This window comes from Blastococcus sp. URHD0036 (assembly GCF_000701365.1).
GTDB lineage: Bacteria > Actinomycetota > Actinomycetes > Mycobacteriales > Geodermatophilaceae > Trujillonella.
In genome coordinates, this window is record NZ_JNIK01000001.1 from 258,540 (window position 1) to 272,724 (window position 14,185).

The following is a 14,185-nucleotide window of genomic DNA, read 5'->3' on the forward strand; positions in this document are numbered from 1 at the left end:
TGCTCGCCGTTACTGGCATGTCGACCGGACTGGCGTGGATACGCCTCGTCAGCAAGCTCAGGACGATGTGGCCTCCGCGAAGTCATCCTGAGTCCACCGGTCGGAACAGGACGGCACTCGGAAGCAGGGCCAGCCGGCATGGGGTGCGGCCGACTCCGCGCCGGGTGGCAGGGCCGGTCAAGCGGTCGGCAGAACCAGCAGCTCGTCGGTCACGCCTCGCTACACGACGACGCTCGGGGCCTGGGTGGCCGCGCTGGCCAGCACAGTTGCAGTGGCGGCGTCCCAGAGGACGTTGAAGGGGGACGCCATCTCTCGCCTGGAGCACTGCAGAGCGACGGCGGAGTGTCTAGCCCTCGTCGTGTGACCGCCAGATATTCGCCGAGTGGAGGACGCGTGCTGAAGCCGTCCTGCGGCGGGGCCGCCTTCCTCCTGGCCGTTGACCGGCTGGCGGCCCTAGACGCGACGAGCGCCGGGGGTGGCCGAGCCGCTCGCGAGCAGGTTGTGGATGGGGGACAGCCCTTGTGGATGCACCCTTGACATTGAGCCAGTCGCAGCTGCCTGTCGCCAACGACTGCCAGACTCCTGGGCATGGCAAAGGAGTCGTGGACGCTGGCCGAGCTGCATCAGGCGCTGCAGCGCTTCCGCGCCGAGGCCGAGCGGGCGGGACTCAAGCCGCACACCGTCGACACCTACGTCGGCCGCTCTGAGCAGTTCGTCCGTTGGCTGGCCGGGGACTTCACCTTCCGAGGGCCGAACGAGGTTGACCGGGCGCCCATGAGGCACAGCCATCATCGCGAGTCACTGGGACGACAGTCCTTGGACGCAACTGATCGGCTGCCCGGATGAGCTTGAGTTCCGACGTCATCGACTCGGTCGCTGGCGCACTGGCAGTCGCCGCGTTGGGTGCCGCCGGGGTGCAGGGCCGTCGGCTCGTCGCCCGGGCCAGGAGCCAGCGGCAGGACGATCACCAGCCGATGAACTTCGGTGGCTGGCGCGTCCACATGCCGCCGGATGGGGGTGCCAACGGCGTGCGTGTCCTGATCATCTGCGCACCGAGCCGCACGATCAGCGGGGCGCGCTTTGATCCTGCCGCAGCGGTTGACTTCGTGAAGAGCCATTTTGCGCAGGAGTTCCAAGACCCGCCGGCCTATTCGTCATCTGAGGGCGTGCGCTTCGACCGGACAGCAGACCCGGGAAGCGACTATGTATGGATTAACGCGAGCGGCCGCGTTGACCTCTCGCTCACGATGCCCACTTTGGATACAGCTAACGGGCAACGCATCCTGGGCGTGCAGGATCTTCTCCAGCCGATCGACCGCGTGGCTGTTGCCGTGCGCGATCCCGCCTACTGGCGAATCTTTGGCTTGAAGAAGCCTCCTCGCCAGCCCCGTTTTGACTGGCGGATTGGTCCGAGCATTGATAACCGCGATCGCGACATGAACTACCGGGTAGCCTGGGATGACCTGAGCTTCCCGGGACGGACGCCGATTTCACGCTCCGCGGGACAGCGTCCATTCTGTCCGCCTCTTGGCTTTGCGCCGGATAATTTGATCAGCCGCGGGACCGACGAACCTGTCGAGGAACTACTTCACACGTTCTTGACGTCGTTCCTCACAGACCACGGGTATCTGAGCATCGAAGACGCGGTGGATGACGTGGCAAACAGTTGGCAGGGCTGATAAAAGCCGCGGGCTCGGCTAGTCGAGCTGGAACTAAGCGGCCCGGACTGAGGGCTGTCGGTCAGGAGGCGTACTGAGGCGGCGTCAGTAGCTCGAAGAGGGTCCACCCCAGTCCGAGCACTCGGTCGGCTGTCCGGAAGGCCGTCAACCCTCTGCCGGATTCACGAGACGCCTTGGCGAGAGCGGTGAAGTCAGCCAGATGCATCTCAAATCTTGGGCCCAACGGGCTCATCCCGGAACCGCACTCGCCTGTCTGCCCCTTGCGTCCGACGGTACTTCGATCCGTGGGCGGGACGAGTGACGGCCGCGGGAAACGGCGCACACGGTGCGATGCGGGCAGTCACGGGATGTCCAGAGAGCGGGAATCGTCATGAGTTGGGCTTGAACACCTCGGTGAGCCGGCCATACTCGGCCGCATCGTATGCGGGCGGTCCATTCGTCGAGATCGCTGTTGTATCCCACGGCCTCAGGCCGTCGGCGCGAGGTGTGAGCAGAACACCGACCGTCCACGGATAGGCGGGTCCCAGGGCACCTGACTTTTCCAGAAAGTCCTGGCGACGCAATAGCAGCCACGAGCGGTAAATCTCAAGATGGTAGTCGTTGAGCTGCGACATGGTCGTGAAGGTGAGCTGGAAAGAGCCCTGGTCGATGTACATGATGCGGTGGTCCATCCTGTGACCATTTGGGGCCACCTGGGCGCACCGGGTCAGCCGTCGCAGCAGAAGCCTGCCCAGCTCGGCCCGCTCCCCGACCGCAACCCGGTCAATGTTGGAGAGAAGCGTGATGCGGTCTGACTCGTCGCCTGTGAAGTCGGTGTGTGCGATGTCCTCGAGGATTTGCTGGAAGATCGCATGCCCGAAGCGGTCGGCTGACGGTGCAGGGTCGTAGGGAAGGAGTGGATGGCTCGTATTGATGGCACCGGTCTCTGGAATCCAGTCCGGAATCTTCGCCGGGGGCGCCTGTGCATCCTTCTCCGCCAGGTCGAGATACCGGTTGCTCTCTGCGCCAAGCTCGAGCGGGTCCTGCTCCTCGGCGACTCGGTGGATGTAGTCGACGATCGCAGTTGCGGAGCGGAGTTGGTCCCAGAGAAACTCCCAGTCGCGTCGCGTCAGAACAACGCTGGGGCCCTTGGGGTCGGGGGCCGGAATGACACCCGTAGGTGGAAGATTGGGGTGGTCAACCACCACGACGGGAATCCACGCGACCGAGCTTCCTCGGATCGCGACGGTGCGTCCACGCAGGTTTGTCAGCTCGACAGCGGGGTTGAGCAGGGCCGTCCTGATCGTGCCCCGGGCCTGTCGCAGGGCCTGGGCTGCGTTCTTGAGTGTCCACCGCGTCGCCTTCTCCGGGGTGTCTCCGGTAACACCTCGAGCCTTGACCTGGAGGCTGATCCCTCGCGGGCCGGCAAGGATCGTTCCGTCGCCGAGCTCGCGGATCCCGCTTCCCTTCGCGAAGACCTTCGGCTGTAGCACAAGGTCCGGCAGACCCCACCGGCCGGCGGCCGCCCGGGTCGCTTCTTCGACCGCCATCCCATCCTGGCTGGCATCGAGCAGGTCGCGCGCAGGAGCGATCTCGCGTCCGATGACGACCCCGCCCTCGGCGAGGCGCATGTACACCAGCGTGCCGTCTCCGTTGAGGTAGGTGGCCATGCCCCGGTCGGATTGAGCGATAGCGGCTTTGGCATCCTCTTCCTCCTCGCCGCTGTCGAACTTCACCGGCAGCCAGGTGTCGACCTGCTCCTGTGGAAAGTCTCGGTCCAGCGAGCGAAGAAGATCCGTGCGATAGGGGTCGCTGACCGAGCGCTCCAAGCCATCGATGAGGTGTCTCGTGATCACAATGAGGCCATACGAGCGGCGGGAGAAGTTGTCGTCAGGGTCGTCGGGCCAAGGGCCGGCGTTTAAGACGACGTCGAAGGAAACGTTGGGGTCCCCTGCGAACGATGCTCTAGCCGAGTTCTTGTGAAGAGTGAATTTGGCCAACCTCTTGGGCCGGTGCAGCGGACCGGCGGGGTCGACCTCGGCCTTCTCGATCCGCACACCGTTCGGAAGCTCAGGCCTGGGATCGGCTTCGGACGCCCAGGCAGTGAATAGCGGACGCTGTCCTTGGGAGGACTCCCAAGCGTCCAGCGCCTCAAGCCCGGCCGCGAGATGCGCCATGTCCCGGGCGATTGTGCGCGTGGGCTCTGGCTCCTCCAGTCGTTCGGTGAACGGCTGGATGAGCCGAAGTGCACGGATCTGGTCGGGGCGCAGACCCCTCAGCTGCCCCAGCGCCGGAAGAGAATCAAACTCCGAGGGCGCGGCGGCGAGCGGCATCCGATGGACCTCCGGCTCGACCAACCCGATCGGGCGGCACACGATGTTTGCAGCAGCAAGAACGCAGGCGTCCAGCGCGGCCTTGATGTCGCGGAGAAGGGCGGCCATGCCTTCGTCCGCCTCTCGTTGAAGGTCTTGATCAGGCTCGAAGGAACACCACAATTCACGGACGAGAGGCTCGGGGGACTCGACCCACGCGGAGAACGCTTGGTTGCCCCGCATCGCGTCCCAGAGTGCGTTGACGCGAGAGCGGCCATCTTGGGCACGAGCCAAATGGCTCCGTGCGACCGAGAAGACCGGCCCTGGGAGCAAAGTGTCCGCGATGTCCTCCACGAGAGCAGCCTGCCGGGTAGACCTGACAGTTGGACCTGACCATGCCGTCAGTCGCGCAAGTCCGGGTGCGCGACCTCATGCCGTCCCGTTGACTCGCCCGCGGACCTGCCCGGCGACGGGACGGTTTTAGGCCCAGCTCAGACGCCGAACTGCAAGGTAGCGGCACCGCCGGGGACGGCCGCGACGCGTCGCCTACTGGCCCTGCAGCGTCTCGTGCCTGCCTGCCAACCTCAGCCCAGCCAGCACCACCTGGAGTCCCTACCAGCGCCGAGGAAGGCTCAGCCGCCTCACAGCCGGCGCAGATTCACGAACCTGGAGCATTCAAGATCACGAACCGTCACACCTCTTGCCGCCAGGCGCCAGGCGCCGTCGTTGAGGATGTTCAGCGCGCGCGGTGCGTCCGTCGAAGTCGTCACAACGAGTCGCCCAAACCGAAGATGCAAGAGGTGTAATCCTTTGCGATCTTGAATCGCAGCCTCCGGCGATGAGAATGCTCCTGTCGTCCGGCGACGTCGTCCGTCACTGGTGCGGGAGAGCCCGCAGAGGTGTTTGGCGCGGGGTCCTCGGGTGCCCCTGATTGCTGCCGTGAGCGCGCGGGTCTGTGTCCTTGACTTGAGGGCCCTCCGGGCGACGCCTTGCAGGTCCTCGACGTGAGGAGGGGTCGGCGGTGGAGGTTCTGTACGAGCGGGTGGCCGGGCTGGACATCGGCAAGAAGACGCTGACCGTCTGCGTTCGCATCCCCGAGCCGCGGGGTGGCCGGCGGTCGGAGACGCGGACGTTCTCGACGATGACCCGGTCACTGCAGGTCATGCGGGACTGGCTGATCGAGTGCGGCGTGACGATCGCGGCGATGGAGTCGACCTCGACCTCCTGGAAGGGCGCGTTCTACTGCCTGGAGGAGGTGATGGAGGTCTGGCTGGTCAACGCCGCCCACATCAAGTCGATCTCCCGGCGCAAGACCGACGTCAAGGACGCCGAGTGGATCGCCCAGCTGCTGGAGTGCGGGCTGCTGCGGCCCTCGTTCGTGCCGCCGCCGGACATCCGCCGGCTGCGGATGCTGACCCGCTCCCGGGTGCAGCTGATGGCCGACCGCACCCGGGAGATCACCCGGCTGGAGCTGATGCTGGAAGACGCCTCCGTCAAGCTCTCCTCCGTCGCGGCCAGCCTGACCAGCGTCTCCGCCCGCGCCATGCTGACCGCGCTGATCAGCGGGGAGAGCGATCCGCGGGTGCTGGCGGACCTGGCCAAGGGCAAGATGCGCCGCAAGATCCCGGCCCTGACCGAGGCCCTGACCGGGCACTTCGACGCCCAGCACGCGCAGCTCGCCCGCTCCATGCTGGACCGGATCGAGGCGATCGAGACCGCGCTGGCCGAGCTCAACACAGTCATCGCCGCGGCGTTCGAGCCCTGGACGCACCAGCTGGAGCTGCTGCAGACGATTCCCGGAGTGGGCGAGAAGGTCGCGCAGGTGATCATCGCCGAGACCGGCGCGGACATGTCCCGCTTCCCGACACCGGAGCACCTGGCGTCCTGGGCCGGAGTGGCTCCGGGCACGCGGGAGTCAGCGGGCAAGCGGTACCCGGTGCGGCCGCCGCACGGCAACAAATGGCTGACGGCGATGCTGGTCGAGGCCGCCGGCTCGGTCGGCCGGATGAAGGGCGCCAACTACCTCGCCGCCCAGCACGCCCGGCTCACCAGCCGCCGCGGCACGGCCCGGGCACAGCTCGCGGTCGGCCACTCGATCCTGGTCTCGGCCTACTGAATGCTCACCCGCGACGAGCCCTACCGAGACCTCGGACCCGAGTGGTTGGCCCGCCGCAACGACGAAGCCCACGCCCGCCGGCTGGTCGCCCAACTCGAGCGGCTCGGCCACACCGTGGTCCTCGACCCGGCCGCCTGACGGACTACTGCAGAACCACTGCGGACGGGCTTCGCCCGCCCCGGCGCTGACGCGCGCCTGCAACTCACCTATTCACGGGTCTGTAACGGTTGCGATCTTGATCGCTGCCCCTTGCTGATGAGAATGCTGTGGGCGTCCGGCGACGTCGTTGCACAGTGGTGCGGGTGAGCCCGCAGAGGTGTATGGCGCGGGGCCCTCGGGTGCCTGCTGATTGCTGCCTTAGAGCACCTGAGTCTGTGTCTTGGCAGAGGGCCCTCCGGACACCACACTGCCGCCGCTGCGGGAGGGCGGGCCTCAACTCCACGCGGCCCGCGCTCCTCGCCAGCCCGTCGTAGGGACGGCGACAGGTTCTCCTGTGCTGCCGACGTCCGTCCTCGTTCACAGCTGGGCAGTGGCATTCGCTCCAGTTTCGCTCTTGCGTCACTTGAACTGGTGGTTCGCTCGGTCTGACGCCTGACGCCTGACGCGCTGACGCGCGCCTGCAACTCACAAGTTCACGGGTCTGGTGAACGACGCCCAACGGGGTCACGATCATCGGCTACACCGACCTGCCCGGGCGGCTGCCCGCGCAGGCTTCCATCTGTACGGCACCAACCTGGTGAACCTGGTCAAGCTGCTCAGGTCGAGCAAGGACGGACAGCTGGTCCTTGCCATGGACGCCGTCGTGATCCGGGTGATGACGGTGGTCCGCGACGGCGAGGTGATGTGGACACCGCCACCGCCAGCCGTCTCCGCCGCGCCAGCCACGACGGCGCTACCGCTACCGCCGCCGCCACCGGCGCTCCTGGCGCGGCACGAGAAGCCGGCGATGTCCCGCTCATCGCGCTAGCGAACTTCCCCCAGGGGTTCCCGCAGCTGGCAGAGCTCATCACAGGCCAACGGCCCGACGATCCAAAGTTCGAGCAGCGGCAGGACGAGCTGTTCGCCCGGTTCGCTTCGTTCCTCAACTCGGCGCCCGACAGCTAGATTGCCCGATCTCGCTAGTCGTCACGGAGCCGCGGGTCGGACGCGGTATCTGCACGGGGAGCGGCGCCCGGTGAGAGTTCTCACTCGCACCGGGCGGCCGTACGCCACTAGATGTACTGACCGGGCAGGTTGGTCAAGCGGCTGATGGGCGGGTGGCCGCCGATGCCGGTGTGGGGCCGATGGTGGTTGTAGGTGTGAAGCCAAGCAGGGAACGCCTCGCGGCGGGCGGTCTCGCTGGTGAACAATTGGGCGAAAGCCCATTCGGTGGTCATGGTGCGGTTGAAGCGTTCGACCTTGCCGTTGGTCTGTGTCGGTAAGGCCGGGTCTTCTTCACCGTGATGCCCAGCTCGGCGCAGGCGGCGGCCCAGTCGCGGCTGCGGTAGCAGCCGCCGTTGTCGGTGATCACCCGGCGAGCGGTGACGCCGCGGTCAGCGAACCAGGCAACCGCGCGGCGCAGGACCGCGGTGGCGGTGACGCCGAGCTCGTCGTTGTGGATCTCGGCGTAAGCCAGCCGGGAGTGGTCATCGAGGACGACGTGGATGAAGCCGTGCCGCATCAGCGGCTGGTGATAGCGGTTGCGGTCCCGGCCACCGTCGGCGGTGCGGTTCAATCCGCCCTGTTCGCGGCCGAGGAACCGCCAGCCACCGCCGGCGGGGATGTTGCCCAGCTTTTTCACGTCGGCGTGCAGTAGGTCCCCGGGCTCGGGGTGCTCGTAGCGGATGACGGTCTGCTCACGCCGGTCCAGGCGGGACAGACGGCTGATCTGGCAGCGGCGCAGCACCGCACCCGCGGTCGAAGCCGCGATGCCGGTCTCGGCGGCCAGCCGGACGGGGCCCCACCGCTTGCGCAGCCGCAGCGACACGATCCGCCGGGTCACCGACGGGCTGGTGATGTTCGGGGTGGTGTGTGGCCGACTTGAGCGGTCGGTCATCCCCGCCGGGCCCTCGGTGCGATAGCGATCGGCCCAGCGCTTGGCGGTGGTCCACGCGACGCCGAAGAACCTGGCCGCATGAGCCACCGGCCAGCCTTCCTCGACGACCAACCGAGCCAGGCGAAGGCGCTGGCGAGGAGTGAGCGCGGCATTAGCGTGGAGCACGAGGACCTCCGGTGCTTCGTGGATTGGGTGCCTTCAGCAGCCCCACTCCACGCCCGGAGGTCCTCCCCGGACAAGTTCTCAATCAGATCCTGTCGTCACAGCTCCTCGACCAACGTCTCCGGTCAGTACAACTAGAAGCGGATAACGCCACGGATGGTGAGGCCGTCGCGCAGGTCGCGGTAACCGTCGTTGACCTCGTCGAGTGTGTACTCCTTGGTGATCATGGAGGCCACGTCGATGTGCCCGGCGGTCACCTGCTCCACGAGGCGGGCGATGTCGCCTCGGGTGGCCGTTCCGTAGACGTTCCCCACGAGCTGCTTGGCTGAGAACAGAAAGCGGCTGATGGGCAGTGTGATCTTGTCGGCGTCCGCTCGCGCGGCGGCGGTGAGCACTGTGCGCCCGCCCTTGGCGACGAGGGTGTTCACCTCGCCGATCAGGTCGCCGGTGAGGACGCTGACAGTGATGATCGCGACGTCGGCCATCACGTTGCGGGTCAACTCGGACACCAGCGCCTGGGCCTCCTCGACCGATCCGACGGCGTGTGTCGCTCCCAGCTTGAGGGCCGCCTGCTGTTTCATCGGCACGGGGTCGACGGCGACTACGACCGTGGCCCCGGCGTTGCGGGCACCCTGCACCGCACTCATGCCCAGCCCGCCGGTCCCGACGACGACGACGACCTGGCCGGTGTGGACTTGGCCGGCCTTAACCGCGGCGCCCCAGCCCGTGATCACACCGCAGCTGAGCACCGCGGCCACGTCGTAGGGCATGGCGTGGGCGTCGAACGGCACAACTTGTGTCTGGTCGACCAGGGCGTACTCGGAAAAGGTTCCGAGCTGCGCGTACGTCCCAAGCGGGTCGCCCTTGGTGTCGTGGGCGCGCGCCGTCCCGTCTGGCCGACGGCCGCTCATGACGTAGGCGTTGAGGTCGCACAGCCAGCCCCGGCCGTCAAGGCAGAACCGGCACAGGCCGCATGAGGGGGTTGAGGTCACGAAGACGGAGTCGCCCACGGCGGCGCGCGTGACGTGCTCACCGACGGCCACGACCTTCCCCGCGCCCTCGTGTCCGCCCACGATGGGTGGGGGAGCGGGGTAGTCGCCGGTGATGTTGTGATCGTCGGAGTGGCACAACCCGGCGTACTCGAGCTTGATGAGTAGTTCCGTCGGTCGGGGGTCTGCCAGGGTGATCTCCTCGATCGCCCAGGGCGTACCGATCTCCCGGAAGACAGCGGCTCTCGTCTGCATTGTCATGGCCTCTCCAGTGTCCGGTGTTGGTGTTGAGTGGGGCGGGCTGGACGGGTCATCGGCGGGGCGCGTAGGGCTGACCGTCGAGGTATAGGGCCTTGGTCTCGACGTAGGTGTCGATGCCCTCCGGCCCGAATTCGCGCCCCACCCCGGAGGCCTTGAAGCCGCCGAAGGGGATCCCGATGTCGCTCAGGAAACCGTTGTTGTAGTGCACCGAGCCGGCGCGCAACCGGTCGCCCACGGCGCGCACCTGCTGCTCCTGGGCGCCGAACACGGCGGCGGACAGCCCGTACCGCGTGCCGTTGGCGATCGCCACGGCCTCGTCGATGTCGTCGTAGGTCAGGACGGTGAGGACGGGGCCGAAGATCTCCTCCTGGGCGACCGCCGCCGTGGGGCCGACGCCGGTGATGATCGTGGGGCTGATGTAGTAGCCACGCTCCAGGTGGTCCGGGCGCGCGCCGCCGCAGGCGATTCGGCCGCCCTCCTCCGCGGCCGACCGGACGAAGCCCAGGACACGCTCGTAGTGCGCCCGGAACGCCAGCGGCCCGATGTTGACCGCCGGGTCGCGCGGGTCGCCGACCACGAGTCGGGACACTTCTTCGGCGATCGCCGCCACGATCTCGTCCTCGCGGTGCCGAGGAACCAGCATGCGGGTCATTGCCGCGCAGGCCTGCCCGTTGTTGAGGGTGAAGGCGGGGGGCACCGCGACCCGGAGCCGGTCGAGCGGGGCGTCTGGAAGAACGATGCCGGCCGACTTTCCGCCCAGCTCCAGCGTCAGGCGCTTGAAGTGCGGTGCCGCGACCGCGGCGATGCGCGCACCCACCGCGTCGCTGCCGGTGAACGCGATCTTGTCGACGTCCGGGTGCTCGACCAGTCGACTCGATGGGCCGGCCTCCGCGCCGAACACGCTGAGGACGCCATCGGGAAGGCCGACGTGCTCGGCGGCGTCAGCGAAGGCGAGGAGGCTCAGCGCGTTGAGCGGGGAGGCCTTCACGATCATCGTGCAGCCGGCCAGCAGCGCCGGGACGAGCTTGCTCGCGGTCAACGCAAACGGCGCGTTCCACGGCACGACTGCCGCAACCACGCCGATGGGTTCCCGCACCAGCAGGGTGTTCACGCCGCTGACCCCGGTGCGCCGCTCCTCCCAGGGGTAGTCCTCGTACACGCCGGCGATGTAGCGGGCGTTCGCAGTCATCGCCTTGATGCCGCTGTGAGCGAAGGCGCGGGGCAAGCCTGTCTCCTGCAACAGCTGGTCACCGTATTCCGCCGCTCGCCCGTCGAGGTACTCGCCCATCGCGATCAGGACGTCCAGCCGCTCCTTGCGCGACAGACGCGGCCACGGGCCGGAGTCGAACGCGGCGCGCGCGGCGCTGACGGCCGCGTCGACCGCCGCGTCGTCGGCGAGCGGAGCCCGGGTGAACACCTCCTCCGTGCTGGGATCGACGAGATCGATCGCCGAGTCTGCGCTTGGGCGGACCCAGCGGCCCCCGACGTAGATCTCTGTGCGGTTCGGAGCCGGTGTGCTCATGGGACTTCCTTCTGGAGGGACGAGGGGCACCGACCAGCTCCCCGATGAGGAGCCGATCGGCATCGGAAGCTGCGGCAGGCACCTGGGCTGGGTCGTGCTGAGCTCGGTCAGATCGAGCCGGCTGCCTCGGGTTGCCGGGGACGGAAGGTGATGGGCATCTGCACGAACCCGTTGACTTTCGCCCGCTTGGGGTAGCGCTGGATCTCGTCGTGCTGAACCTGGAAGTCAGGGACCCGGCGGAGCAGCTCCCCCAGCATGACCTGCAGCTCCACCCGCCCGAGCGGGGCGCCGATGCAGCGGTGGACGCCGAAGCCGAAACCGATGTGACGGACGGGCTCGCGGTCGACGACGACCTCGTTGGCCCGGTCGAAGACCGTCTCGTCTCGGTTCGCCGAAGCCAGGGCGAGGGCCAGCCGATCCCCGGGCGCCAGCGCCTGTCCGCTGACGCATGCGTCTCGGCGCACTGTCCGGCTGACGATCTGGGCGGGGGTGAGGTAGCGGATGAATTCCTCGCAGGCGAGGGGGAGGAGCTCCGGCTCCTCGATGAGCCGCCGCCGGTCCTCGGGATGCTCGTCGAGCCAGCCGATCGCGCCCGCGATGACGCTGGTGGTCGTATCGACGCCGCCTCCAACCACGGTCATCAGGATGTTGACGATGTCCTCGTCCGGAATCGGGGCGCCGTTCACCTCGGCCTGACAAAGGTGGCTGGCCAGGTCGTTCGCCGGCTCGACCCGCCGCTGCGCCACGAGTTCCGCCAGCGCCGCGGAGACGCGCGCCACCCCCTCGGCTGCCCGCAGGAAAAGCTCACTGCCGGGCAGTGCCGCCACGATCTGGTGCATCGGCTCCGCGAAGCCCTGCCAGTCGTCCAAGGGAAGTCCGATGAGTTCCAGCGTGACGATGGCGGGCACCGGGTTCCCGATGTCCAGGACGACGTCCAGCTGGCCCTTCTCGACGTGCTCGTCGATCAGGGCGTTCGTCAGCTCTGTGATGCGCGGACGCATCTGTTCCGTGCGCTTCAGGCTGAACCACGGGGAGAGCAGCCGGCGGTACTCCGTGGCCTGCGGGGGGTCGAGCTCCAACGGCAGAAGCGGCGGCTGGGCGCTGGTGGGGATGCTGACGCCGCCCCGCCGGACGCCGTCATCGTCCACCCACTTGGCGGAGCCAAAGCCCTCGTGGTCGGCCAAGAGGTCGCGGACCTGCTGATAGCGACTCACGATGTAGAACCCGCCGTCGTACGCGCGGGAGTACGCTACCGGGGCGTTGTTGCGCAGGTCGGCGAACACCTGCTCAGTGTTCTGAGTGTAGAAGTCCGAGTAGTGGTCGAACTCCGGCAACGGCAGGCCGGTCGCTTCCATCGTCACTCCGGTCTCGCGGGCGGTCACAGGGGTGCGGACCGCCACAGACGTGACATCCGACCAACGTGAGCCAAGCTACCCAACTCTGGGTCCAGGATCCAGTCCTCACCTGAGGCTGAGGCCGGTGCCGACGTCTGCGCCGGTCAACCCGAGGGAGGACTGCACCGCGATCAGCCGTCCGGGGACGTGGTCCCGCTCGAGACGCTCGATCCCGTCCCCGATCTCCTCGAAGGCGATCGGGGTCACGAAGGGCATGACCTCGCCCGGGCGATGAGGTCTAGAACTTCGAGGGCGTCCTGTCGAAATCCCCCCTGGGACCCGTGCAGCGACAGCTCCTCGAAGATCATGGCGCGGGTGTCGATAAGCGCCTGGTGCACGGTACTGCCGACCGTCACGACCGCCCGCCGTGAGCGAGGGCCTCGATCGCCGGGGCCGTCGTGGTGCCGACTCCCGCGAAGTCGACGATGACCGCGAGCTCCTCTCCGGTGAAATCCGTGATGTTCCGCGCGCAATGGCGGACGCCCCATCCGGCAGCCCACTCCCACACGTCCTCGTTCAATTCGGCGGCGAAGACCTCGGTGCCCAGGGCGACGGCGATCTGGCAGGCCATCGACCCGAGCCCGCCGAGGCCTATGACGCCCACGCGGGTGCCCTGCCGACGCCACCGACCCGAAGCGCGTGCATCGAGGTCATCCCGGGCTCTTCCCCGCGGCCGAAGTCCTCGTCGACGCCCTGTCGCGCGAACTCCGAGAAGCGTTCGACCGAGCGGGTCAAGGTGGCCGCGAAGTCCGACGCGAGGCGTACGCCTCCGGTCGCCTCTCGGAGCTCGACCAGGCGGGCGTCGATGTTGGCGGCCAGCTCGGCGAATGTCGTGCCGCTGATCACGTAGGGGGCCGGCTGTCCCGGGAATGGGATGTAGCCGCGGAACCCCTCGGGCGACTCCTTCTGGGCGACAGCGTCGTCGTATATCTGGAAGAGCACGAGGTTGGGGTACTCGCGGCGTCCCGCGTCCCAGGCGAAGTGGACGGGACCCCGGTCGTTGTAGGTCTGCTTCTCGTCCATGACCCGGCGGCCGTACTTGTCGACCTGGATCATGCTGTCGCCGAAGGGGAACCAGATGTCCTCGGCGGTCTCTCGCGCGCGCAGGACCACGTCGAGGACGGTCTGCGTCCACCAGGCCTGCTGCATGTTCCCGAGCTGCGCCCCCGCCTCGATACCGATCCGGATGAAGTCTCCGGTGCTCCCGGAGGAAGCGCACCCGCCCAGCAGTGGGCCGCGAAGGAAGTCGCGGGCGAGCTGCTCGTCGTGGAGGAAGCCGCCAGAGGCGAAGACGACGCCGCGGCGGGCTCCCACGAGGACCGTTCCTCGGCCACGACCGGCATGGACCTCAACGCCCACCACCGCGCCGTCGTCGTCCTGGTGCACGTGGACTACGCGGTGTCCCAACAGCAGCTTCACCCCGCGCGCTTTGGCCGCCTGGCGCAGCACCTCAATGAGGATGGTGCCCCCGGGCAGGTTCGCGTTGACCGCCTGGCCGGCGGCAAGCGCCTGCTCCGGTGGCATGGCCGGGCCGAAGGAACGTCCGATCGGTGCAGCGTTCTGCGGCAGATCCGCGTGGTAGTCGGGAAAGATGTGGCCGCGCTCCCTGTTCAGGTACAGCCCTCCGGCATCCACCAAGACCTGCACGGCCTCGGCGCCGCGGTCGTAAAAGGTCTCGAGGAGCGCCAACTCGGCCGTCGGCACGCCGTGCGTCGGCGCGTCCCGGTCGTAGCGGT

12 protein-coding genes and 1 pseudogene are annotated in these 14,185 nt (G+C 67.8%); 5 read left to right on the top strand and 8 right to left on the bottom strand.

Translation table 11 applies throughout. The features are described from left to right. Positions 1-588: 588 nt before the first annotated feature. A complete protein-coding gene (locus N555_RS0101290) occupies positions 589-846 on the top strand; it encodes a hypothetical protein (RefSeq protein ID WP_029429696.1) in 258 nt (85 codons plus the stop codon). After that, positions 843-1,679: a hypothetical protein gene (locus N555_RS0101295; RefSeq protein ID WP_029429697.1), complete on the top strand. Its 837-nt coding sequence runs from the start codon at positions 843-845 to the stop codon at positions 1,677-1,679. Before N555_RS0101290 ends, N555_RS0101295 begins: the two co-directional genes overlap by 4 nt. Positions 1,680-2,047: 368 nt before the next feature. Here N555_RS0101295 and N555_RS0101300 read toward each other — a convergent pair whose 3' ends face one another. After that, entirely contained in the window at positions 2,048-4,324 is a 2,277-nt protein-coding gene (locus N555_RS0101300) for a hypothetical protein (protein WP_029429698.1), read from the bottom strand. Between the two features lie 667 nt (positions 4,325-4,991). Here N555_RS0101300 and N555_RS25445 point away from each other — a divergent pair. From N555_RS25445 to N555_RS27675, 3 genes are all read left to right on the top strand, one after another. Continuing rightward, positions 4,992-6,086: an IS110 family RNA-guided transposase gene (locus N555_RS25445; protein ID WP_197028864.1), complete on the top strand. Its 1,095-nt coding sequence runs from the start codon at positions 4,992-4,994 to the stop codon at positions 6,084-6,086. After that, the gene (locus tag N555_RS28140; protein WP_197028865.1) at positions 6,087-6,224 is read left to right on the top strand and encodes a hypothetical protein; all 138 of its coding nucleotides are present in this window, start codon (positions 6,087-6,089) and stop codon (positions 6,222-6,224) included. A 705-nt stretch (positions 6,225-6,929) separates the two neighbouring features. Beyond that, positions 6,930-7,190, top strand: a complete 261-nt coding sequence (locus tag N555_RS27675; protein ID WP_029429699.1) for a hypothetical protein — start codon at positions 6,930-6,932, stop codon at positions 7,188-7,190. A 107-nt stretch (positions 7,191-7,297) separates the two neighbouring features. Here the strand turns inward: N555_RS27675 and N555_RS25450 are convergent. The 7 genes and pseudogenes from N555_RS25450 to N555_RS0101340 form a co-directional block, all read right to left on the bottom strand. Further along, positions 7,298-8,286 (bottom strand): annotated as a pseudogene (locus N555_RS25450) (IS481 family transposase). A 131-nt stretch (positions 8,287-8,417) separates the two neighbouring features. Beyond that, positions 8,418-9,533, bottom strand: coding sequence for an alcohol dehydrogenase catalytic domain-containing protein (locus N555_RS0101320; protein WP_051683520.1), 1,116 nt, complete (start codon positions 9,531-9,533; stop codon positions 8,418-8,420). A gap of 49 nt (positions 9,534-9,582) precedes the next feature. Continuing rightward, positions 9,583-11,055, bottom strand: a complete 1,473-nt coding sequence (locus N555_RS0101325) for an aldehyde dehydrogenase family protein (protein WP_029429701.1) — start codon at positions 11,053-11,055, stop codon at positions 9,583-9,585. Positions 11,056-11,162: 107 nt separating this feature from the next. Continuing rightward, complete coding sequence (locus tag N555_RS0101330) at positions 11,163-12,437, bottom strand: cytochrome P450 (protein WP_156036029.1); 1,275 nt, start codon at positions 12,435-12,437, stop codon at positions 11,163-11,165. A gap of 78 nt (positions 12,438-12,515) precedes the next feature. Then, a complete protein-coding gene (locus tag N555_RS27680; RefSeq protein WP_156036032.1) occupies positions 12,516-12,665 on the bottom strand; it encodes a hypothetical protein in 150 nt (49 codons plus the stop codon). Between the two features lie 136 nt (positions 12,666-12,801). After that, a complete protein-coding gene (locus N555_RS26490) occupies positions 12,802-13,053 on the bottom strand; it encodes a zinc-binding dehydrogenase (protein ID WP_051683523.1) in 252 nt (83 codons plus the stop codon). Further along, on the bottom strand, positions 13,041-14,185 hold a 1,145-nt coding region (locus N555_RS0101340; RefSeq protein WP_156036035.1), incomplete at its 5' end, for an FAD-binding protein. The genes N555_RS26490 and N555_RS0101340, both read right to left, overlap by 13 nt.